Origin of the sequence: Polaribacter sp. KT25b (assembly GCF_900105145.1) — a bacterium.
Classification (GTDB): Bacteria; Bacteroidota; Bacteroidia; order Flavobacteriales; family Flavobacteriaceae; genus Polaribacter.
The window spans coordinates 1,121,782-1,142,500 of the sequence record NZ_LT629752.1 but is presented as its reverse complement, the minus strand read 5'-3'; the positions used below and the strand labels follow the sequence as shown (position 1 = coordinate 1,142,500).

General features: G+C 28.4%; 21 protein-coding genes. 8 read left to right on the top strand and 13 right to left on the bottom strand.

Annotation, left to right across the window (positions count from 1 at the left end; all coding sequences use genetic code 11):
* Positions 1 to 618: 618 nt before the first annotated feature.
* Positions 619 to 1,356 carry a DUF4294 domain-containing protein gene (locus BLT70_RS04730; protein WP_231962816.1) on the bottom strand — a complete coding sequence of 246 codons (738 nt, stop codon included), beginning with the start codon at positions 1,354 to 1,356 and terminating at the stop codon, positions 619 to 621.
* 89 nt (positions 1,357 to 1,445) lie between these two features.
* On the bottom strand, positions 1,446 to 3,443 hold the full coding sequence (gene ligA / locus BLT70_RS04725; RefSeq protein ID WP_091892168.1) for an NAD-dependent DNA ligase LigA: 1,998 nt from the start codon (positions 3,441 to 3,443) through the stop codon (positions 1,446 to 1,448).
* A 77-nt stretch (positions 3,444 to 3,520) separates the two neighbouring features.
* Here ligA and BLT70_RS04720 point away from each other — a divergent pair, with 77 nt between their 5' ends.
* Positions 3,521 to 4,183 carry a hypothetical protein gene (locus tag BLT70_RS04720; RefSeq protein WP_091892166.1) on the top strand — a complete coding sequence of 221 codons (663 nt, stop codon included), beginning with the start codon at positions 3,521 to 3,523 and terminating at the stop codon, positions 4,181 to 4,183.
* Between the two features lie 348 nt (positions 4,184 to 4,531).
* On the opposite strand, the gene BLT70_RS04715 is transcribed toward BLT70_RS04720, so the two are convergent.
* Positions 4,532 to 5,974, bottom strand: coding sequence for a glyceraldehyde-3-phosphate dehydrogenase (locus tag BLT70_RS04715; protein WP_091892164.1), 1,443 nt, complete (start codon positions 5,972 to 5,974; stop codon positions 4,532 to 4,534).
* A 139-nt stretch (positions 5,975 to 6,113) separates the two neighbouring features.
* Positions 6,114 to 7,508, bottom strand: a complete 1,395-nt coding sequence (locus tag BLT70_RS04710) for a S1C family serine protease (RefSeq protein ID WP_091892162.1) — start codon at positions 7,506 to 7,508, stop codon at positions 6,114 to 6,116.
* A 137-nt stretch (positions 7,509 to 7,645) separates the two neighbouring features.
* Between BLT70_RS04710 and dapF the strand changes: the two genes are divergently transcribed.
* The 4 genes from dapF (at position 7,646) to BLT70_RS04690 (ending at position 10,777) form a co-directional block, all read left to right on the top strand.
* Positions 7,646 to 8,416, top strand: coding sequence for a diaminopimelate epimerase (gene dapF, locus BLT70_RS04705; RefSeq protein ID WP_091892160.1), 771 nt, complete (start codon positions 7,646 to 7,648; stop codon positions 8,414 to 8,416).
* The gene (locus BLT70_RS04700) at positions 8,416 to 8,940 is read left to right on the top strand and encodes a GNAT family N-acetyltransferase (RefSeq protein WP_091892158.1); all 525 of its coding nucleotides are present in this window, start codon (positions 8,416 to 8,418) and stop codon (positions 8,938 to 8,940) included. The genes dapF and BLT70_RS04700 overlap by 1 nt, the downstream gene beginning before the upstream one ends.
* A gap of 30 nt (positions 8,941 to 8,970) precedes the next feature.
* Positions 8,971 to 9,999: an endolytic transglycosylase MltG gene (mltG, locus tag BLT70_RS04695; RefSeq protein ID WP_091892156.1), complete on the top strand. Its 1,029-nt coding sequence runs from the start codon at positions 8,971 to 8,973 to the stop codon at positions 9,997 to 9,999.
* A 196-nt stretch (positions 10,000 to 10,195) separates the two neighbouring features.
* On the top strand, positions 10,196 to 10,777 hold the full coding sequence (locus tag BLT70_RS04690) for a peptidoglycan-binding protein LysM (protein ID WP_091892154.1): 582 nt from the start codon (positions 10,196 to 10,198) through the stop codon (positions 10,775 to 10,777).
* Here the strand turns inward: BLT70_RS04690 and BLT70_RS04685 are convergent, their stop codons facing one another.
* Genes BLT70_RS04685 through dnaA form a run of 3 tightly spaced genes read right to left on the bottom strand, consistent with a single transcriptional unit; the run spans position 10,778 to position 13,435 of the window.
* Entirely contained in the window at positions 10,778 to 11,482 is a 705-nt protein-coding gene (locus BLT70_RS04685) for an SAM-dependent methyltransferase (RefSeq protein WP_091892152.1), read from the bottom strand.
* A gap of 52 nt (positions 11,483 to 11,534) precedes the next feature.
* On the bottom strand, positions 11,535 to 11,990 hold the full coding sequence (locus BLT70_RS04680; RefSeq protein ID WP_091892151.1) for a low molecular weight protein-tyrosine-phosphatase: 456 nt from the start codon (positions 11,988 to 11,990) through the stop codon (positions 11,535 to 11,537).
* A gap of 14 nt (positions 11,991 to 12,004) precedes the next feature.
* Entirely contained in the window at positions 12,005 to 13,435 is a 1,431-nt protein-coding gene (gene dnaA, locus BLT70_RS04675) for a chromosomal replication initiator protein DnaA (RefSeq protein ID WP_091892149.1), read from the bottom strand.
* A 173-nt stretch (positions 13,436 to 13,608) separates the two neighbouring features.
* On the opposite strand from dnaA, the gene BLT70_RS04670 reads away from it, so the two are divergent.
* Positions 13,609 to 14,007 (top strand): thioesterase family protein, encoded by a 399-nt coding sequence (locus tag BLT70_RS04670; protein WP_091892147.1) that lies wholly within the window; start codon positions 13,609 to 13,611, stop codon positions 14,005 to 14,007.
* On the opposite strand, the gene BLT70_RS04665 is transcribed toward BLT70_RS04670, so the two are convergent.
* The 5 genes from BLT70_RS04665 to BLT70_RS04645 are packed head-to-tail and all read right to left on the bottom strand — an operon-like array spanning position 13,996 to position 17,613.
* Complete coding sequence (locus BLT70_RS04665) at positions 13,996 to 14,607, bottom strand: YigZ family protein (RefSeq protein ID WP_091892146.1); 612 nt, start codon at positions 14,605 to 14,607, stop codon at positions 13,996 to 13,998. The genes BLT70_RS04670 and BLT70_RS04665 overlap by 12 nt on opposite strands.
* The gene (locus BLT70_RS04660) at positions 14,607 to 15,470 is read right to left on the bottom strand and encodes an EamA family transporter (RefSeq protein WP_091892144.1); all 864 of its coding nucleotides are present in this window, start codon (positions 15,468 to 15,470) and stop codon (positions 14,607 to 14,609) included. Before BLT70_RS04660 ends, BLT70_RS04665 begins: the two co-directional genes overlap by 1 nt.
* Before the next feature lie 4 nt (positions 15,471 to 15,474).
* Positions 15,475 to 16,074 carry an HAD-IA family hydrolase gene (locus BLT70_RS04655; protein ID WP_091897415.1) on the bottom strand — a complete coding sequence of 200 codons (600 nt, stop codon included), beginning with the start codon at positions 16,072 to 16,074 and terminating at the stop codon, positions 15,475 to 15,477.
* Entirely contained in the window at positions 16,067 to 17,119 is a 1,053-nt protein-coding gene (ribD, locus tag BLT70_RS04650) for a bifunctional diaminohydroxyphosphoribosylaminopyrimidine deaminase/5-amino-6-(5-phosphoribosylamino)uracil reductase RibD (protein ID WP_091892142.1), read from the bottom strand. The genes BLT70_RS04655 and ribD overlap by 8 nt, the downstream gene beginning before the upstream one ends.
* A 29-nt stretch (positions 17,120 to 17,148) precedes the next feature.
* Positions 17,149 to 17,613: a hypothetical protein gene (locus BLT70_RS04645; RefSeq protein ID WP_091892140.1), complete on the bottom strand. Its 465-nt coding sequence runs from the start codon at positions 17,611 to 17,613 to the stop codon at positions 17,149 to 17,151.
* 52 nt (positions 17,614 to 17,665) lie between these two features.
* Between BLT70_RS04645 and BLT70_RS04640 the strand changes: the two genes are divergently transcribed.
* Positions 17,666 to 18,157, top strand: coding sequence for a GNAT family N-acetyltransferase (locus BLT70_RS04640; protein ID WP_091892138.1), 492 nt, complete (start codon positions 17,666 to 17,668; stop codon positions 18,155 to 18,157).
* Positions 18,158 to 18,203: 46 nt separating this feature from the next.
* The gene (prmC, locus tag BLT70_RS04635) at positions 18,204 to 19,070 is read left to right on the top strand and encodes a peptide chain release factor N(5)-glutamine methyltransferase (RefSeq protein WP_091897412.1); all 867 of its coding nucleotides are present in this window, start codon (positions 18,204 to 18,206) and stop codon (positions 19,068 to 19,070) included.
* 203 nt (positions 19,071 to 19,273) lie between these two features.
* Here prmC and BLT70_RS04630 read toward each other — a convergent pair whose 3' ends face one another.
* Positions 19,274 to 20,719 (bottom strand): pitrilysin family protein, encoded by a 1,446-nt coding sequence (locus tag BLT70_RS04630; RefSeq protein WP_091892136.1) that lies wholly within the window; start codon positions 20,717 to 20,719, stop codon positions 19,274 to 19,276.

The window sequence follows — 20,719 nt, the reverse complement described above, 5'->3', positions numbered from 1 at the left end:
CTTCAGAATTATTTTTAATCTTTTTTGAGTTTTTTCGATTGTTTTTGATGAACTCCTAATAATACTCTTTACTCCACCTCTTTTTAGCAACTAGAATCTTAATAAATACAGACCTTTTAATTATTCATTCTTCTTAAAAAAATGATTCTTTATCTCGAATTCTTTTTTTTATCTAGATAAACAGTTAGAAAAAAAGGAGTGTTTGGAATTAATAAATAGAAAAATCGTCAGTTACAACTCTCTGAAAACTTAAAATTGTCATTTTATTTTTTTTAAAAAAAGTAATCTTGCTCGTTCTAATTGGAAATAAACGTTAAAAAAAACTTCTTTATACATTATATAAATGCTTAAAGCAGACTTCTAAATTCTAATTCAACTGTGTTAGGGATTGAAATGGCATCCTTTTTATCAGTATATTAATACCCAATACCTATATTATTACCTGAATTTTAGTGAAAAAATAATACCTTTTATATTTAGCATAAAAAGATATAATGCAAAGCCCGACCTTTTTTATGAGAATACCTTTTTGTTCGTTAAAATCCGTGCTTATTATTTAATTCTAAAACACTCCTTATAAACTACAAAAAGGGAACACACTGAAAAAAGAAACAAACTCTATTTTACTTTTTTCGGTTTCTTCTTCTTTTTTCGCTGCTTGGCAAACATCTCTTTATACTTTTCTACATTGACCTCTGCCTTTCTCTCTATAATTGCTGTCTGAAAATCGAAATTTAGTTTGGTTTCTTGCTTCTTCAATACTCCGTCTTGAAATGCTCGCTGTAAAATATCTTCGATTAAGAAATCTTCATTTACAGATTCTGGATGATATTCGTCTTTTAATGATAGCTTAAATATGTTTGCTGTTGAATTATACCAAAAAGCTTTCCAGCCACTTCTTAAGCCTTTTATATTATTAAATGCTGTTTTACCTGTTTGACGATGAATCAATTTTATTAAAATACGACCTTCTGTTCTCGTCATTTTTTTAATTTGTTCTGTAAACTCGCCTTCTATATATTTCTGAATTAATAAGGTATATTTTCTCTTTTTACTTTTAGATTGTATATTCTCTAACCTACTGTTCAAAGTATCTAATCTTTCTGACGCCAATTTTGCAAACGGATATGCCTTCATTACTTTTTTACGAAACCATAAATAATAACGAATATCTTCTTTGGATTTAAATTTTGGCTTTGGTAATATTGAAAACTCATTTAGCTGAACTGTTAACGTATCTCCAGGTTTTACAAATACATAGTCTTCTAAACTTTTAGGCAAAGAATCTATTTCTCTTTTTTGGGCTAAAACCGAAAAAGAACATATCATTATATATATGTATACTATTTTTTTCAAATACTGTTATTTTATTAATGATTTAGAGAACTTAAAAATTTGATTTTTTTAATATAATTAGCTAGAAAACTTAGCTTCTTTCCATACTTCTAATTAATCTTGTCTATAAAATCTTGTTCAGAAATTATTGCTATTCCTAAATCTTGTGCTTTTGTTAATTTACTTGGCCCCATATTATCACCAGCAATAATAAAATTTGTCTTTTTAGAAATTGAAGAACTTACTTTACCTCCATTATCTTCAATTGCTTTTTTAAGTTCATTTCTACTCATTTGATGAAAAACGCCTGAAACCACAAAAACTTGTCCGTCTAATTTATTTGTTTGATTTTCCAAACTTTCTGCTGAAACTTCTAATTGAACTCCAGCTGCTTTTAAACGATTAATTAATTGAATGTTTCCTAAATCGTTGGAAAAATCAATAATACTTTGCGCAATTCTATCGCCAATTTCATCAACATTTATCAATTCTTCAAAAGTAGCAGTCATTAATTTATCAATCGATTTAAAATGTTTTGCCAATTTCTTGGCTACAGTTTCTCCTACAAAACGTATACCAAGTGCAAATAAAACTTTTTCAAAAGGAATATTTTTTGATTTTTCTATTCCTTCAATCATATTTTGAGCAGATTTTTCTGCCATTCTTTCTAACGGAATTACTTGCTCAACTTTTAAATCGTACAAATCTGCATAGTTTTCAATTAGCCCTTCTTTGCGTAACAAATCTACAGTTTCACCTCCTAAACCATCAATATCCATTGCTTTTCTGCTGATAAAATGCTGAATTCTTCCTGTAATTTGTGGTGCACAACCAAACTCATTTGGGCAATAATGTTTTGCATCACCTTCTGTTCTTACTAATGGAGTATTACATTCTGGGCAATTTGTAGCGTAAATTGTTGGCTCAGAATTTTCTGGTCTTTTAGACAAATCAACAGCAATAATTTTTGGAATAATTTCTCCGCCTTTTTCTACAAAAACAGTATCTCCTACTCTAATATCTAATTTTTCAATTTGATCTGCATTGTGCAAAGAAGCGCGTTTTACTGTAGTTCCTGCTAATTGCACAGGTTCTAAATTTGCAACCGGTGTTATTGCACCCGTTCTACCAACTTGATAGGTAATTTCATTTAAAATTGTAGCAACTTGTTCTGCTTTAAATTTATAAGCAATTGCCCATCTTGGCGCTTTTGCTGTATAGCCTAATTCTTCTTGTTGTTGTAAATTGTTTACTTTAACTACAACTCCGTCTGTTTCGTAAGGCAATTCATGACGCTTTAAATCCCAATTATTTATAAAATCAAAAACTTCATCAATAGATTTTGCTAAAGCGATTGTTTCAGGAACTTTAAACCCTACTTTTCTTGCATTTTCTAAACTTTCAAAATGCGTTTTATATTTTCTTTCTGATGTTACTACTTGATACAACAAACAATCTAATGGACGTTTTGCAACTTCTGCACTATCTTGTAATTTTAAACTTCCGCTTGCAGTATTTCTGGGGTTTCTATATTCTTCTTCTCCGTTTTCAACACGTTCTTCGTTCATTTTAATAAAACCATCTAAAGGCAAAATGATTTCTCCACGCATTTCAAAATTACGGACGAAATCTGAATTTACACTTAAAGGAATTGATTTTATGGTACGAATATTTGTTGAAACATCATCTCCTTGAAATCCATCTCCTCTAGTAACTGCTTTTATAAACTGACCGTTTTCATAGGTTAAATTTATAGAAGCTCCATCAAACTTTAATTCGCAAGAATATTCTATTTCTGATGTTCCAAGCATTTTTTGAATCCGTTTTTCCCAATCTAACAAATCTTCTTTTGAATACGAATTATCTAAAGAATACATTCTATTTAAATGAGTAACTGTTTCAAAATTTTTGGTGATTGCTCCTCCTACTCTTTGCGTTGGCGAATTCGAATCAAAAAAAACTGGATTTTCTTCTTCTAATTTTTCTAACTCTTTCAATTTTATATCAAAATCAAAATCTGATATGGTTGCATTATCTAACACATAATAATTATAATTATGGTTATTTAACTCTTCTCTAAGTAAATTTATTTTTTCTTGAATAGTCATTATTTTGATAAGAAAAATTATTTTTTAATATTTAAAATTTGTACATTTAATGCATATTCAAATATGGAATAATCCTAATGAAATACGGCATAAAAATACATAAAATTTCTACAGTTGATGCACTTTCTGACGCTTGGACAATAGAAGATTTTAAAGAGCTGTTAAAAAGGTTTGATTTTGCGAATGATGAAGTGAATGATTTTAAAGAATTACAAGATTTACTTTTTATGGCAATTGCTGATAGAGAGCCAAGTGAAGCTGCTACCATTGTATTAGATTATAGATTATCTGATAATTTAAATGCTGGTCAAATAGATTCTCTTTCTTATGAAATGTTAGTTGACAAAATTTCTGAAGAATACCCCGTAATTAGTTTACACAAAGAACTTTTTTCCATAAACCAACTTTTAAACAAGGCATTTAAGGGTAAATTTCCAAACACAAAAGCAACTATTGTAGATTTTGAAATTACACCTAAAGGAAATGCAGATACCAATATTACCAAAGAAATTGTTTTAAAAAGTATTACTCAAAATTTAGATAGTCATAATTTAATAAAACGTTTGTTTGGCAAACAATTAAGTGCTGAAGAAAAGTTTGAAGAAGCAAATGATGTTATTTGGGAACTTCAAAAAAATGACAACCAATATAAATTAATTACTTCTGATTATTGGATGGGTAAAAATGAGTTTTTAAGTGATAAATTTGAAGCTAATATTGCCTTTTTTGATGAAGAATAATTATTTTATGCTTAAGAACTAAAAACAGATTTTATTACCTTTTAGTGAAAAAGGAAATGTTTTTAAACCCTTTAAGTTTTTTTATAAAACTTGAAGGGTTTCTTTTATTAGCAAAAAATCAAAAAAAAAGATATTGGTTTATAATTATTCTAAAAGCTGATAAAAAAACTTAGCCCTGATTGAACGGTCTGTTTGAGCTCTTTTTTGTTTTTTACAAAAAAAGCGAGTAGTGAAAGCAGGAAATAGCTTCTAAAAAAAGCCCAAAACATTTTATCATTTTGGACTTTTCATACATTTAAGGATAATATTTTACTTTCTTAAAATAAATTGAATTCATCTAGAGTTTTACTAATAATACGTAAATCTTCTAACTTTTGCTATGTGTTTTGCTAAACGCATTACTTGATGAGAATACCCGTATTCGTTATCGTACCAAACATAAACTACAATTGTTTCTTTGTCTGTAATTGTAGCTGTACTATCGAAAATTGATGGAGCTGTTGTACCAATAACATCTGAAGAAACCAATTCTGGATCTAACGAATATTTTATTTGTTCTACTAAATCGCCCTCTAAAGCGTACTTTTTTATAATTGAATTTATTGCTTCTGCTGAAACTGGAACTCTTAATTGTAAATTTAAAATTGCTAAAGATCCATTAGGTACAGGAACTCTAATTGCATTGGATGTTAATTTACCTGACAAAGCCGGTATTGCTTTTGAAACTGCTGCACCTGCTCCTGTTTCTGTAATTACCATATTTAAAGCTGCGGCTCTTCCTCTTCTAGATTTATTGTGCATATTGTCTACCAAATTCTGATCGTTTGTGTACGCGTGAATGGTTTCTAAATGCCCTTTTTTAATTCCGAAATTATCTTCTAAAACTTTTAAAATTGGTGTAATTGCATTGGTTGTACAAGAAGCCGCAGAAAAAATATCTATGTTATCAGAATTGTACTGTTTGTGATTTACACCATGAACAATATTAGGAACTCCTTTTGCTGGTGCCGTGATTAAAACTTTACTTGCTCCTTTAGATTTTAAATGTCTGCTTAATGCTTCATTATCTCTAAAAGCGCCTGTATTATCAATAATTAATGCGTTATTAATATTATATGCTGTGTAATCTATTTCTTCTGGATTATTTGCAGTAATCATAAAAACGGTTGTTCCGTTTATAATTAAAGCTTTGTGTTCAATATCTGTTTCTACGGTTCCTAAAAAATCTCCATGAACAGAATCTACACTTAATAAAGAGGCTCTTTTATCTAAAACAGCTTGTGTAATTTCGCCACGAGTTACAATTGCTCTTAAACGTAATTGAGAACCTTTGCCCATTTTGGTCATTAATTCTCTTGCTAACAAACGCCCAATTCTACCAAAACCATATAAAACAACATCTTTTGGCGTAATGTCTTTAAATTCGGTTGCATTTTTTAATTGCTTTTGTACAAAAGCTACTTTGTCTTCACACCCTTTTGGATTTAAATGACACTCATAAGCTAATTTACCAATATCTAATTTTGAGGATGGCAAATCTATTTTCTGAATTGCTTTTGCAATATTTAACGCATCAATAATTGTAATTGGTTTGTTTACAAATTCTTTAGCATAATTAATTAAATTTAAAACTTCACTCGCTCTTTTGTCTACTAATGGATTTCTAAATAACACTAATTCTATCGATTTATCATACCATAAATCATTTACAATATTTATAAATTTAATAGTAGCTCTTCTTGTTATTGCTTGTATAGCAACTTCTTTTTCGTAATCTAAATTTGTTAGCATAGTTCTTTTAGTAATTTTTATAAATGTAAAAGTATTTCTTTTTTTTAAAACACGAAATCGATTTCGTATAAAAGTTTAGTACATAAAAAAATCCTGATGTTTTAAATCAGGATTCTTTATTAAAATTTATTTTAACAAATTATCTAAAACGTAACATTTCTTTTTCCCCCTCTGTATTTACCATTTCTAATACAATAGAATATCTACTTTTCGCTACACTTTCTAAAAGTTTCACGGCTTCTTCTGCAGTTTCAACTTCTTCATCATTAATTTTTGTGATGATAAAATTCTTTAAACTGTTTTTTGAATCTCTGTCTCCTGTTTCAATAATTTTAACTCCGTATTTAATATTATTTCTTTTTAATTCTTCTTTTGATAAGTTTTTTAATTCCCAATTAAAAGATTTAGAAATATATTGTTTTTCTTTTTTACTTAGTTTAACGGTTTTTGTTAATAATTCTCCGCTTCTATCAACAGTAATATTTACAGTTTCTCCTGGTCTTTTTGCTGTTAATTGACCTCTTAATTCAGAGAATTTAGTAATATCAATATTATTTACTTTTACTATAATGTCATTTTCTTTTAATCCTGCTTTTGCTGCACCTTGCCCTTTTTCTACAGCCATTATTTTTACGCCTTCTATTTTATCATTATCAACCGGAGAAAAACGAATACCAATTACCGCTTCTTGTACAGCGCCAAATTCTAGTAAATCGTCAATCACTTTTTTTGCAATGTTTGATGGAACTGCAAATGAATATCCAACAAAAGAACCTGTTTTAGAAGAAATTGCAGTATTAATTCCTACCAATTCTCCTCTTGTATTTACCAAAGCTCCACCACTATTTCCAGGATTTACTGCGGCGTCAGTTTGTATAAAAGAATCAATTGCAGAGTTACCTTCTAAATCTCTACCTTTTGCACTTACAATTCCTGCAGTTACTGTTGATGTTAAATTATACGGATTACCAACTGCTAAAACCCATTCCCCTACTTTTATAGCATCAGAATCTGCAAAAGGCACAAAAGGCAAATCCATTTCTGTATCAATTTTTAACAACGCAATGTCATTCTCTTTATCTGTCCCTATTAATTTAGCACTGTATGTTTTCTTATTATTTAAGGTAATATCAATTTCGTTTGCACTATCAACAACATGATTATTTGTTACAATATAACCATCCGAAGAAATGATTACACCACTTCCTGTACCAACTTGCTCATATTTTCGTGTTCCATTTCCGTTACCAAAGAAAATATCTAAAGGGTTTGATTGTGTTCTAATTGCTGTGTTTTTAACATGTACAACCGCATTTAAAGATTTTTCTGCAGCAATAGTAAAATCTATTGCAGATGCAGCAACTGCTGTTGAATGACCATCAATAGTTGGCGTATAATTTGTTTGAACTGTTTGCATTTTTTCTGGCACATTCCTTTCAATAACTACATTGTCTTTAAAAAGCATTTTGTAACCACCTAAAGTAATTGCGCCTCCTAAAATTGCCATTCCTAATAAACCAAAAAATTTCTTCATAATTCTAAATTTTTAATTATTCATTACTCAAATATACAGATTAAACTTTTTCAAAAAATCTGTTTAACTTAGTTTTAACTGATTTTAACCACGTTTTAACACAGCTTTTTAATACTTGAAATTAGTATCTTTGTTTTATGAATTTAACATTTTACAAGTATCAAGGAACTGGTAATGATTTTGTGATGATAGATAACAGAACAAAAATCTTTCCAAAAGAAAATACTGACATTATTTCGCATTTGGCTGACAGACATTTTGGTGTTGGTGCAGACGGAATTATTTTAATCGAAAATGATGAAAATTTCGACTTTAAAATGATTTATTTTAATGCGGATGGAAGTGAAACTTTTTGTGGAAATGGCGGAAGATGTGCTGTTGCTTTTGCTAAATATTTAGAAATTATTGATTCAGAAACTACTTTTATCGCTTTTGATGGTGAACATTTTGCTACCATTAATAACAGAATTATTTCTCTTAAAATGATTAATGTTGATGAAATAAAAGTAAATGAAAATTCAGTTTTTGCATATACAGGCACACAGCATCATGTAGAATTGGTTGATGACTTAAATGAATATCCTGTTTTTGAAAACGGAAAAAAAATTAGATATTCTTATGAAAATCCAGGAAGTAATGTAAACTTTGTTCAGCAAATTAATGACAGTACTTTTAGAGTAAGAACGTATGAAAAAGGTGTTGAAGATGAAACTTTAGCTTGCGGAACAGGAGTTACAGCGGTTGCCATTGCAATGCACAAAACGAACAAAACAAACAGCAATTTAATTTCTTTACCTGTTGAAGGTGGCGTTTTAGAAGTTTCTTTTACGGAAGAAAATAGTATTTACAAAAATGTATTTTTAAAAGGACCTGCAAAATTTGTTTTTAAAGGAAGTCTAGAAATATAATGAATACACTTATAGGAGAAAAAATAAATTTAAGAGCTCTTGAACCAGAAGATTTAGAATTTCTATATCAAATAGAAAACAACGAATCTTTTTGGGAAGTTAGCCATACTCAAACTCCATTTTCTAAATACATTTTAAAACAGTATTTAGAAAATGCACATTTAGATATCTACGAAAGCAAACAACTACGTTTATTAATTGAAGATAAATCAACAAAAAAACAAATAGGAATGATTGATTTGTTTGATTTTAATCCGCAACACAAAAGAGCTGGCATTGGCATTCTAATTCATCCTGATTTTCAAAAAAAAGGTTTTGCCTCAGAAGCTTTATCTCTTTTAATAAATTATTCATTTACGTATTTACAATTACATCAATTATTTGCAACTATTACCACAGATAATGATAAAAGCTTAACTTTATTTAAAAAACATAACTTTGTAAAAATTGGCATCAAAAAAGATTGGATTTTATCCGAAGGAAAATTTAAGGATGAAGTTTTATTTCAGTTGATAAAAGAGTAGTTTTGCATTTCAATTAAAAAATAAAATACCTTGGGTAAAAAATTTACATATACTGCTATAATTACCGTTCTATTAATTGGTGGAATTATTGGATACAACTATTATCAGAAAATATTTGGAAAAGCGATTACAAAAGAAACTGTTCTTTTTGTGTATTCTACAGATAGTTTGGTAAATATTAAAGACAAAATAGCTGAATATTCTAAACACCCAAGTACTTTTTTATTAGTTGCAGCAAAGAAGAATTTTTCGAAACCTAAAAGCGGAAGATATATTTTAAAAGAAGGCATGTCTAACAACGATCTTGTTAACATGTTAAGAATCGGTAATCAAACTGCCTTAAATGTTTCTTTTAATAATCAAGATACTTTAGAGAAATTTGCTGGTAGAATTGCAGAACAATTAGAAATTGATTCCTTATCTATCTTAAACTCTTTTACTGATGCAAAATTTTTATCAGAAAATAAACTTACACCAAAATCTGTTTTGCAAATCTGTATTCCTAATAGTTACCAAATTTATTGGAATGTTTCTGCTGATGGATTTAGAGATAAATTATTATTAGAATACAATCGTTTTTGGAATTCATCAAGATTAGAAAAAGCCAAAGCTTTAAAAATGTCTAAAGAAGAAGTTATTACTTTAGCATCTATCGTTCAAAAAGAAACTGCAAAAAATTCTGAACGCCCAATTGTTGCTGGTTTGTATTTAAATCGACTAAAATACGGCTGGCCTTTACAAGCAGATCCAACAATTATTTATAGCATTAGAGAACAAAAAGGACAAGATTTTGCCGTAAAAAGAGTTTTAACGGCAGATTTAGAGATAAATTCGCCATATAATACTTATAAAAATATTGGATTACCACCAACTTTAATTTCAATGCCAGACATTTCTAGCATTGATGCAGTTCTAAATGCAACAAAGCACAAATACATGTACATGTGCGCCAGTATTGATAAAATTGGGTATCATACCTTTGCAAAAACACTTACTCAACATAACAATAATGCCGCTAAATATCATATTTGGTTAAATAAACAAGGTGTAAATAGATAAAAATTAAATTCTTAAATAATTGCGTTTTATTTATTAATATCACATTACGAAACCATTTAGTAATCGTAAATCAATAATGAAAATTGTCATATACTTCGATTACAATAATTTTTATATTTTTTAACATATTGATTATCAATCATTTTAATTTTATGTATTAATTTTGCCCCCGCAAAACAGAAAGTAGAATTATTACATGGTAATCAAAAAGTTTTTATATTTAAGTAGTTCGATTGTAGTACTAGCAACTACAACTTCTTTAACTACTTTAGAAGAAGACAAACCGGTTTCATATCCAAAGTATTTAGAGTATAACATTCCATACTTACAAAAAAACTTTGTAGCTTTTAAACAAGCTGTTGCATTTAAAGAATCTCAAGGAAGATATACTGTAGTAAATACTTTAGGTTATTTAGGCAAATATCAATTTGGTAGAACAACTTTAGAGCGATTAAATATTTATAACACTAGAGATTTTTTACTAAATCCAGAATTACAAGAACAAGCTTTTATTGCTTTGTGTAAAGTTAATAAATGGATTTTAAGAAAAGACATTAAACGCTCTGTAGGAAAAGTAATTAACGGAATTACAATTACAGAATCTGGAATTTTAGCTGCTGCTCATTTAAGTGGAGCTGGTAATGTAAAAAATTACTTAAGAAGTAATGGTAAAGATTGTTTTTCTGATGCTTACGGAACAACAATTAAAAGCTATTTAAAAAAGTTTGGCGGTTATGATGTTTCTAATATCGAGGCAGACAAAAACGCAAAAGCTTAATTACTTCTGAATTATAAAAATAGCTGGCTTTTTATGTAAATCTGGCTTTTGACGCTTCCAATCTTTTACCATCATTGTTTTTATATATTCTGATGGTAATGTGATATCTGCGGCAATACATAAATGCGTTATTGGTGCTAAAGTATCTTTTAACTCAGTAAACATTTTTTCGTTTCTATAAGGAGTTTCTATAAAAATTTGCGATTGATTTTTGTCTTTAGATAATTTTTCTAAATCTTTAATCGCATTTTTTCTAGCTCCTTTGTCAATTGGTAAATAGCCATTAAAAGCAAAATTTTGTCCGTTCATTCCAGACCCCATCATTGCCATTAAAATAGACGAAGGACCAACTAAAGGAACTACTTGTATATTTTTTTGATGCGCCAATTTTACCATACTTGCACCAGGATCTGCAATTGCAGGAACTCCTGCTTCAGACAATAAACCAACACTAATTCCTTTTTGGCAAACATCTAAATAGGTTAAAGTTTCTATTTCTTCTGCATATTTATCTAAAGACATAATGTGCAAAGAAGATTGTTTTTTTTCTGGAGTTATTTTTTTTATAAATCTTCTTGCAGATTTTTCATTTTCTACAATAAAGTAATCTAATTGATCTATTACATTTTTTACTGATAAAGGCATTACTTCTAAAGGTTCTGTATCTCCTAAAGTTGTGGGAATTAAATAGAGTTTACCAATCATTTTTTATATTTTAAATAGCTTTTTTTTAGATTTTTACTAATAAAAAAGCATTTTAACTAGACAATTTGTTTGCTATAATTTCGCAAGCTTCATCTAACATTTTATACACATTTTCAAAACCCTGATTTCCTCCATGATAAGGATCTGGAACTGATAAATTTTTAGTTGGATGTGTTTCGTTTAAAATCAAATGTACTTTGTTTTCATCAGCTGTATTTCTAGCCAACATCAAAATATTTTGATAATTACTTTCATCCATCACATAAATATAATCAAAAGAATCAAAATCTTTTACTGAAAATTTTCTTGCTCTTTGGTTTGTAATATCTATTCCGTATTTTTTAGCAACTTTTATAGAGCGAACATCTGGCAGATTGCCAATATGATAAGCTCCTGTTCCGGCAGAATCTACAAAAACGATTTTATTATCTACTTTTGAAACTAAAATTCCTTCTGCTAATGGCGAACGACAAATATTACCCAAGCAAACCATAAGTACATTTATCATTATAAAATATTTTTTTAGAACGTTAACTTCTTAGTTAAATCGTCAACGTATTTTCTAAATTGTTTATCAGTTTCTGTAAGATTATCTACGGTTTTACAAGCATGTAAAACTGTTGCATGATCTCTTTGCCCAATTTGATTACCAATACTTGCTAAAGAAGTTTTAGTTAATCTTTTTGCAAAATACATAGCTAATTGACGCGCCTGAACAATATGTCTTTTTCTAGTTTTAGATTGTAAAGTAGCAACATCCATATCAAAATATTTAGAAACTTCTTTTTGAATATAATCTATAGAAACTTCTTTCTTAGTATTTTTTACAAACTTATCTACAATCTGTTTCGCTAACTCTATAGAAAACTCTTTTCTATTAAATGACGCTTGAGCAATCATAGAAATAAGAACACCTTCTAACTCTCTTACATTAGATTTAATGTTTTTCGCAATATATTCAATAATATCTACTGGCATTTCTACGCCATCTCTGTACAATTTATTTTGTAAAATAGATATCCTAGTTTCATAATCTGGCGATTGTAATTCTGCTGATAATCCCCATTTAAAACGAGATAATAAGCGCTGTTCAATATCTTGCATATCAACAGGCGCTTTATCCGAAGTTAAAATAACTTGTTTACCATTTTGATGCAAATGATTAAAAATATGGAAGAATACATCTTGCGTTCCAGCTTTACCAGATAAAAATTGAACATCATCAATAATTAAAACATCAATCATTTGGTAAAAATGAATAAAATCATTTCTGGTGTTCGATTTTACTGAATCTATAAATTGTTGTGTAAATTTTTCCGAAGAAATATATAAAACAGTTTTATCTGGATATTTGTCTTTAATATCTACACCAATTGCGTGCGATAAATGTGTTTTACCTAAACCAACACCACCATAAATTAATAACGGATTAAAAGAAGTTCCACCTGGTTTATTAGCAACTGCCATTCCTGCAGAACGCGCTAATCTGTTAGAATCGCCTTCAATAAAATTTGCAAAACTGTAATTTGCATTTAATTGAGATTCTATTTTTACTTTTTGTAAACCTGGTATAATAAAAGGATTTCTTAGTTCCCTTTTACTAGACGAATCTAAAGGCACAGTAACTTTTTGTGGCTTTAAAGGATCTCTATTAGAACTAGGAATTTTTACAATTTGGGGTCTATTACTACTGTAATTATTTTCCATTTTTACATCGTAAATCAATTTGGCTTCATTTCCTAATTGTCTTACTAATGCAACACGTAATAATTTAATATAATGCTCTTCTAACCATTCGTAAAAAAATTTACTAGGCACTTGAATAGTTAACGCTTCTCCAGAAAGTTTTACAGGTTTTATAGGTTCAAACCATGTTTTATAGGCTTGAGGCTTAATGTTATCTTTTATAAAAGATAAACAGTCTGTCCATACGGATTCAGCAGTGAAACTCATTTATTAATATAGTAAATTCTATGGTTCTTAAATATGGTGAAAACCACCAATAATCTCTCTTTTTCTTAAGCACTACAAAAGTGTGAATAAAAAACAGTATAAAAAAACTTAATTGCTATTGATTCTTAATTATTTTTTACGTAGACTGTCAAAAATTTTAATATTTATAAATATTGAAGAAATCATCTACAAAAACAAGAGTTAGATATTCAGAAACAGATCAAATGGGCGTTGTTTACCACGGTAATTATGCTCAATATTTTGAATTAGGCAGAACCGAATGGCTTCGTAAACTGGGAGTTACCTACAAAGCAATGGAAACGAGCGGTATAATGCTTCCTGTAATTTCCTTAACTTGTAACTTTATCAAATCTGCAATTTATGACGATCTATTAACTATTGAAACTTTTTTAAAGAAAAAACCAATGGTAAAAATCGAGTTTGAATATAAAATAACCAATCAAAATAATGAACTTATTTGTACAGGAAGTTCTGTTTTGGCATTTATGAACATGAAAACGATGAAACCAGCAAGATGTCCAGACTACTTATTAACAAGTTTAGGTTTCTAATTCTTTAATTTCTACCTTATATAAATTATCAAAAATCGTAAAAATTGCTTCAGCTTCTTTTTTTCTGATAGAAATTACATACTCGCAAGCTACCTCTAATTTTTGCTTTATAATTTCTATATTTTTCTCTTTGATGATTCTTTGAACGGCATTCATTAAATCGTATTGAAAATTTAGCTGATAATAAACATCGATTGTCTTTTCTTGAATATTTGATGCTTCTAAAGTAATTTGTGCAGAAGTTTTATAAGCAGAAATTAAACCACCAACGCCTAATTTTGTTCCACCAAAATAACGAACAGAAACAATTAAAACATTAGTAACTTCAAAAGATTGTATTTGTCCGTAAATTGGCAAACCTGCAGAATTATTTGGCTCGCCATCATCATTAGCTCTATATTTTATATTCTCTACTCCTATTTGATAAGCATAACAAAAATGCCGTGCAGAGTGATGTTTTTTCTTTAATTCTTCTAAAAATTGTTTTACATTATCTTCATTTAAAACAGGAAATGCATACCCAAAAAACTTACTTCCTTTTACTTTAAAAAGGGTTTCTTCGGATGGCTTTAAAATAGTTTTATAGCTGTCTGTTTCCATTAAGCCAAAGCTACAATTACAATTCCTAAAACAGCCAACAGAACGCCAATTTTATTTTTTAAGCTAAACTGTTCTTTAAAAACTAATATACCTACTAATGTTGATACAATTACAATACCAACATTATTAATGGTAAATAAGGTTGAACTTTCAAAACCTTCCGTTTGTAAAGCTTTTATCAAAAAAACGATAGAAAAATAATTTGGAACACCTAAAATAACACCAGCAATAATATTTTTAACTCCAAAAGATTCTTTCTTTTTAATAGTTTTTATCAGTAAAATAATTAATCCGAAGAAAGCTGCACAAGCAAATAAACTTCCAGAAAAAATAGAAACATCTTCTTTTTCTACATAAGAAAATTGAACAAATTTCAAAGTAGTATCAATTATTCCAGATCCTAAAAACAATAAAACAGGAAACAATAAACCAGCTTTTTTATGCGCAGTTTTTTCTTCTTTTACAGAAGCTAAATAAACAGCCACTAACGCAATTATTATTCCTAAAACCTTTAAGAATGTAACAGATTCACGATACAGAAATACCCCAAAAAACACAGGAATTACTACAGACATTTTTCCTGCAACAGAAGCCACAGAAATTCCGTTTATATGCGCTGTTTTAGCCATAATAAAAAAGATAGAAACAAATAAAGCACCTAAAAGAACAGCACCAAAAAACCAAGGCTGTTTTGGCACTTCTACAATAGAAAAGCTTCTTTCTGCTAAAGTAAAACCTAAGGTTAAAGCAATAATATAATTTACAAAAATTGCTTTTAAAACATCTACTTTATAAATACCAAAATATTTAAAAACAACAAATAACCCTGTAGAAAAAAGGACACTTAAAAATAAATAAATCAATTAATTAAATTTTATCAAACAAACTGGTTACTTCTTCTTTTTCTGGTATTAAATTCCAAACTTTAATACCTAATGTACTCGCAGAATCTGTATTTTCTTTTAAATCATCTACAAACAAAGTTTCATCTGCAACTAAATTATTTGTATTTAAAACAAACTCATAAATTTCTTTATCTGGTTTTCTAAAATTAATTTCGTGCGATAAATAAAATTGCTCAAAACAGTTTTTAAATTCATTATAAAAAACTTCTCCTAAAGAATTTTTAACCCAATTTATGTGCAATTCATTTGTGTTACTTAACAAAAATAATCTGTATTTTTTACTTGCTGATAATTCTTTTAAAAAGTCTAAACGTTTTTTAGGAAAATCTAACAAAATAGCATTCCAAGCATTTACTAAGTCTGCTTTTTCTATTCCGAATTTATCATGATAAAAATTGATAAAATTTGCTGTTGTCATCAAACCTTTTTCGTATTGATGATAAACGCCAATCATTTCTTCTGTAATTTCTGTAACTCCTAAAGCTGCCATTTTTCTATACGTTGCAGGTTTATCTAAGTTGATAAAAATATCTCCAAAATCGAAGATGATGTTTTTAATCATTTTCATATATTTTTAAAATATCGTTTTTAATTCTTGTTTCTGATGTAATTTGTGCAGAAAAAACGGGAGCTTTTATTCCGTTTTTAAAAGAAGATTCTCCTGTAAAAACTTTTGCTTCATCCCATAAATTGGCATCAATAAAAGTTTGTAATGTTTGTGTACCGCCTTCTATAATTACAGATTGAATTTGATGTTTTTGTAAAACGGCAACAATTTGTTTAGCAACGTTTTTAGAGAAATCAATAGTTTCAAAACAAATTGCTTCACACTGTTCGCAATGACAATTTTCTTTTTCTGTAATTACAATTGTTTTTACACTTCCATCAAAAACATTCATTTCTTTTGGAATTCGTAAATTTTTATCCAATACAACTCTTATTGGATTGTTGCCAAACCAACTTCTAACATTTAATTTAGGATTATCTGCAATAACTGTATTTGTACCAACTAAAATTGCGTGTTCTTCGCTTCTAAATTTATGCACTAATTGTTGCGAATAATTGTTAGAAATCCAAACAGGAGCTTGTAAATTTCTTTTTAAAGGAGCTATAAAACCATTTGTAGTTTCTGCCCATTTTAAAATTATAAAAGGTCTTTTTTTCTCTTGAACTGTAAAAAATCGTTTATGATGCTCTTTACATTCTGCTTCTAAAACACCTACAATTACATTAATTCCGGCATTTTTTAAACGTTCAATTCCTTTACCTGCAACTAGAGAATTAGAATCTACACAACCAATAACTACATTTTTAAATTTATGTTTTACCAACAAATCTGCACAAGGTGGCGTTTTACCAAAATGAGAACAAGGCTCTAACGTAACATAAATGGTTGCTTCTTTTAAAAGCGCTTTGTCTTTTACCGAATTTACAGCATTTACTTCTGCATGATTTCCTCCATAGTTTGAAGTAAATCCTTCGCCTATAATTTTATTTTGATATACAATTACTGCTCCAACACTAGGATTTGGTCGTGCAGAACCAATTCCGTTTTTGGCAATTTGTAAACAACGTTTTATGTAAAATTCGTTTTTAATAATGTGCATAAATTATAAAAAGCTGCAATAAATTCTGCTTAAAATTTAATTTTTATTTCTTCTGTTTTATCTACTATAAACTCTTTTTTATAACCAAAAACAACGTAATCTAGTTTCCCTGTAATTCTAACATTTACTTTTTTGGTTAAAAATGAATTGATTAAACCTCCTAAAACACCATTTTTATCAGAACTTAAAATTCTTTTTGTAGATATATTTGCTGTTAATGGAATTGAAAAATCTCTACGAGAAGGAACTTTAAATTCATCAGAAAAAACTTGAGCAACCTCAACATTATTTACAAATATTAAAATATCATCCGTAGAAATTTTACCACTAACATCATTTGGATTTTTAAAATATACATTTGCTTTCAAACGAATTGTATCCGAAGAAAAACTAAGAACTTGTACGTCATCAACCTTTACAAAAACTGGCGGTTTTTTAACAGAACAACTATATAAAAATAAAAATAATCCTAAAAAATAGAGTGCTTTTTTCATCAAAAAATATTAAAAAAATAGGTAACTTGCTTTTGCAAAAATACAGTAATAAATGTCAAGTACAGATTTTATCATAAGAGAAATTATTCATCAAGATAATGCACAAGTTGCAAAAGTAATTAGAGACGTTTTAATAGAATTTGGTGTACCAAAAGTTGGAACTGCTTATGAAGATAAAGCAACTGATTTAATGTTTGAAAACTTTCAAAAACCAACTTCTACTTACTATGTAATTGAACACAATAATAAAATTGTTGGCGGCGCAGGAATTGCACAATTAGATAATTTTGATGGTAAAACATGCGAACTTCAAAAAATGTATTTTTTACCAATTAGCAGAGGAAAAGGTTTAGGTAAAAAACTAATTTCCTGCTGTTTAAAAAAAGCAAAAGATTTAGGATTTGAAAATTGTTATTTAGAAACGCTACCTTATATGGAAGCTGCACGAGCATTATATAAAAAAAATGGTTTTGTAAATCTTGATAAACCTATAGGAAACACCGGTCATTATTCGTGTAATGTTTGGATGATAAAAACACTATAATTTTTTAAAAACGATAAAAGTGAATAAAAAACCATTACACCCTTTTATGACAGTAAGTCTTTATAGAGAAGAATTTTCTACAAAACTTTCTGACATTTATCCTAAAACAGAAATAGATTCTTTTTTCTTTATTTTGATGGATGAATTTCTAAATTTAAAAAGAATCAACATTACTTTACAACCAGATTTTAGAATTCCGTACGATATATTTATACTTTTACAAAACGCTTTAGAACGCTTAAAAAATGAAGAACCAATTCAATATATAATTGGCAATACAGAGTTTTATGGATTTCCTTTTTTGGTTGATGAAAATACGTTAATTCCAAGACCAGAAACCGAAGAATTGGTAGAATGGATTCTTTTAGAAGTTGAAAAATTAGAGAGTTTAAAAGTAGGTAAACCATTAAATATTCTTGATATTGGAACCGGAACAGGTTGCATACCAATTTCTTTAGCAAAAAATTTACCAACTGCAATTATTTCTGCAATTGATGTTTCTTCTGATGCATTAAAAATTGCTAAAAAAAATGCTGATTTAAATAACGTTGAAATTGAGTTTATAGAAACAGACATTTTAAAAACGAATTCTCTTTCTAAACAATTTGATATTATAATTTCTAATCCGCCTTATGTTAGAGAATTAGAAAAAGTAGAAATACAGAATAATGTTTTACAAAACGAACCTCATTTAGCATTGTTTGTTTCTGATGAAAATCCGTTAATTTTTTATGATAAAATTGCTGATTTGGCAAAAAAACAGCTTACTAAAAACGGATTACTTTTCTTTGAAATTAATCAATATTTAGGGAATGAAACGGTAAAAATGTTAGAAAAAAAGGGTTTTAAAAACATTGAACTGCGTAAAGATTTATTTGGTAATAATAGAATGATAAAAGCTATAAATAGTTAGTTTTAATCAAATTAAAAAAGAGCTAAAACTTAACGCATAAATCAACATAAATTAGCACAACACTTATTTACAATAAAGCTTTAAATTCTATATTCTATAACTGGTAATTTTAACATTCACAATAAATGAGGTAAAAAAAATCTCAGGTAAATTAATTAACCTGAGATTTTAAACTGACAAAGTTTAAGGGGAAAGCATTCGTTTTATTCAATTTTATTTCCTTTCTGATCAAAATACATTACATCTCCAAATTTTTCTAGAGTTCCTTTTAGTTCAGAAACTTTTCCTTTAATTGAAATAACAGTTTTAAAAGGATCTATGTATTTTTGAGACATAGCCATAATATCATCTACATTTACTTCATAATATTTTTCTACTTTGCTTTGTAAGTAATCATCTGAAAGATGATATAAATCCTTTTGCATAGCAAACGTAATATAAGGAATTGGCGCAATTGCATTTAAAGATCGTGTATAACTACCAATTAAACTATTTTTAGCAATTTTTAAATCAGAAGCGCTTACTTTTCCATTTCTTAATCGCAACATTTCTAAAATAATGTTTTCTATAGCATACGCAGTTTGATCATTACGAACACTTGTACTTACACTTCCGCTACCACCAACCGCAGAAGCGCCAACAGAAGATCTTATAAAATAACAAAGTCCTTTATCTTCTCTTAAATTTTTATATAAATAAGACAACTGACTTGCACCAAAAATTTCATTTAATACTTGTAGCTTTAAATCATCATTAAAATAAGTATATGCATCTCCTAAATGCCATCTAAAAGAAATCTTCGACTGTACCGCATTTGGCGCATCTACAACCACTATTTTTCTTCTTTTAATAATAGAAGTTTTTTTTGTTATCGGGCTATTTTTAACATAAGGTTCTCCAGGTTTCCAAGCACCAAAATAATGCGTCATTAATTTTTTACATTCTTTTTCTGTAAAATCTCCAACAACTACTATTAAAGAATTATTAGATACAATTCTATCATTTTTAAACTTTTCGATATCAGAAATTGTTAAACCTTTATAGTTCGCCTTTACTGTCTTTTTTGTTTTTGCAACTTTTTCTTCACTTCCAAATAATAAGGAATCTATAATTTTTTCAACAGAAAATTCTTTTTTACGTGTATTTACTTTAGTCGTTTTCTTACGATCTTTCTCTACTTGTTCTTCTCGTCTTTTTTGTATGTATTTATCAGTAATAACAGGATGTAATAATGCATCTGCATAGACATCTAATAAAAGATCTATATCTTGTTTCATACCTTTAATTGTACCGCCATTCATACTTGCATTTAACATGGCACCATAATACTTGGCTATAGAATCAATTTCTCCGTTAGGATATTTTTCTGATAATTTATTTGAATACGCAGAATTTAAAATTTTCTTTTCTGCTAGTCGAGTTTCCTCATCATAACCTGGTAATTCTATATTTACTGATATTGTAAATTTTGGAAAATCTTTTACAGGAGCCAAATAAACACGAAGCCCATTTTCTAGTTGAATAGGAATTAATTTACCTACATTTAATTTTGCAGGCTCATCTGCTTCTGGTGGCATAGAACGGTCTACTTGAGCAAACGTTTTAAAACTACAACAAATGGCAAATATTAATATATAAATGTTTTTCAT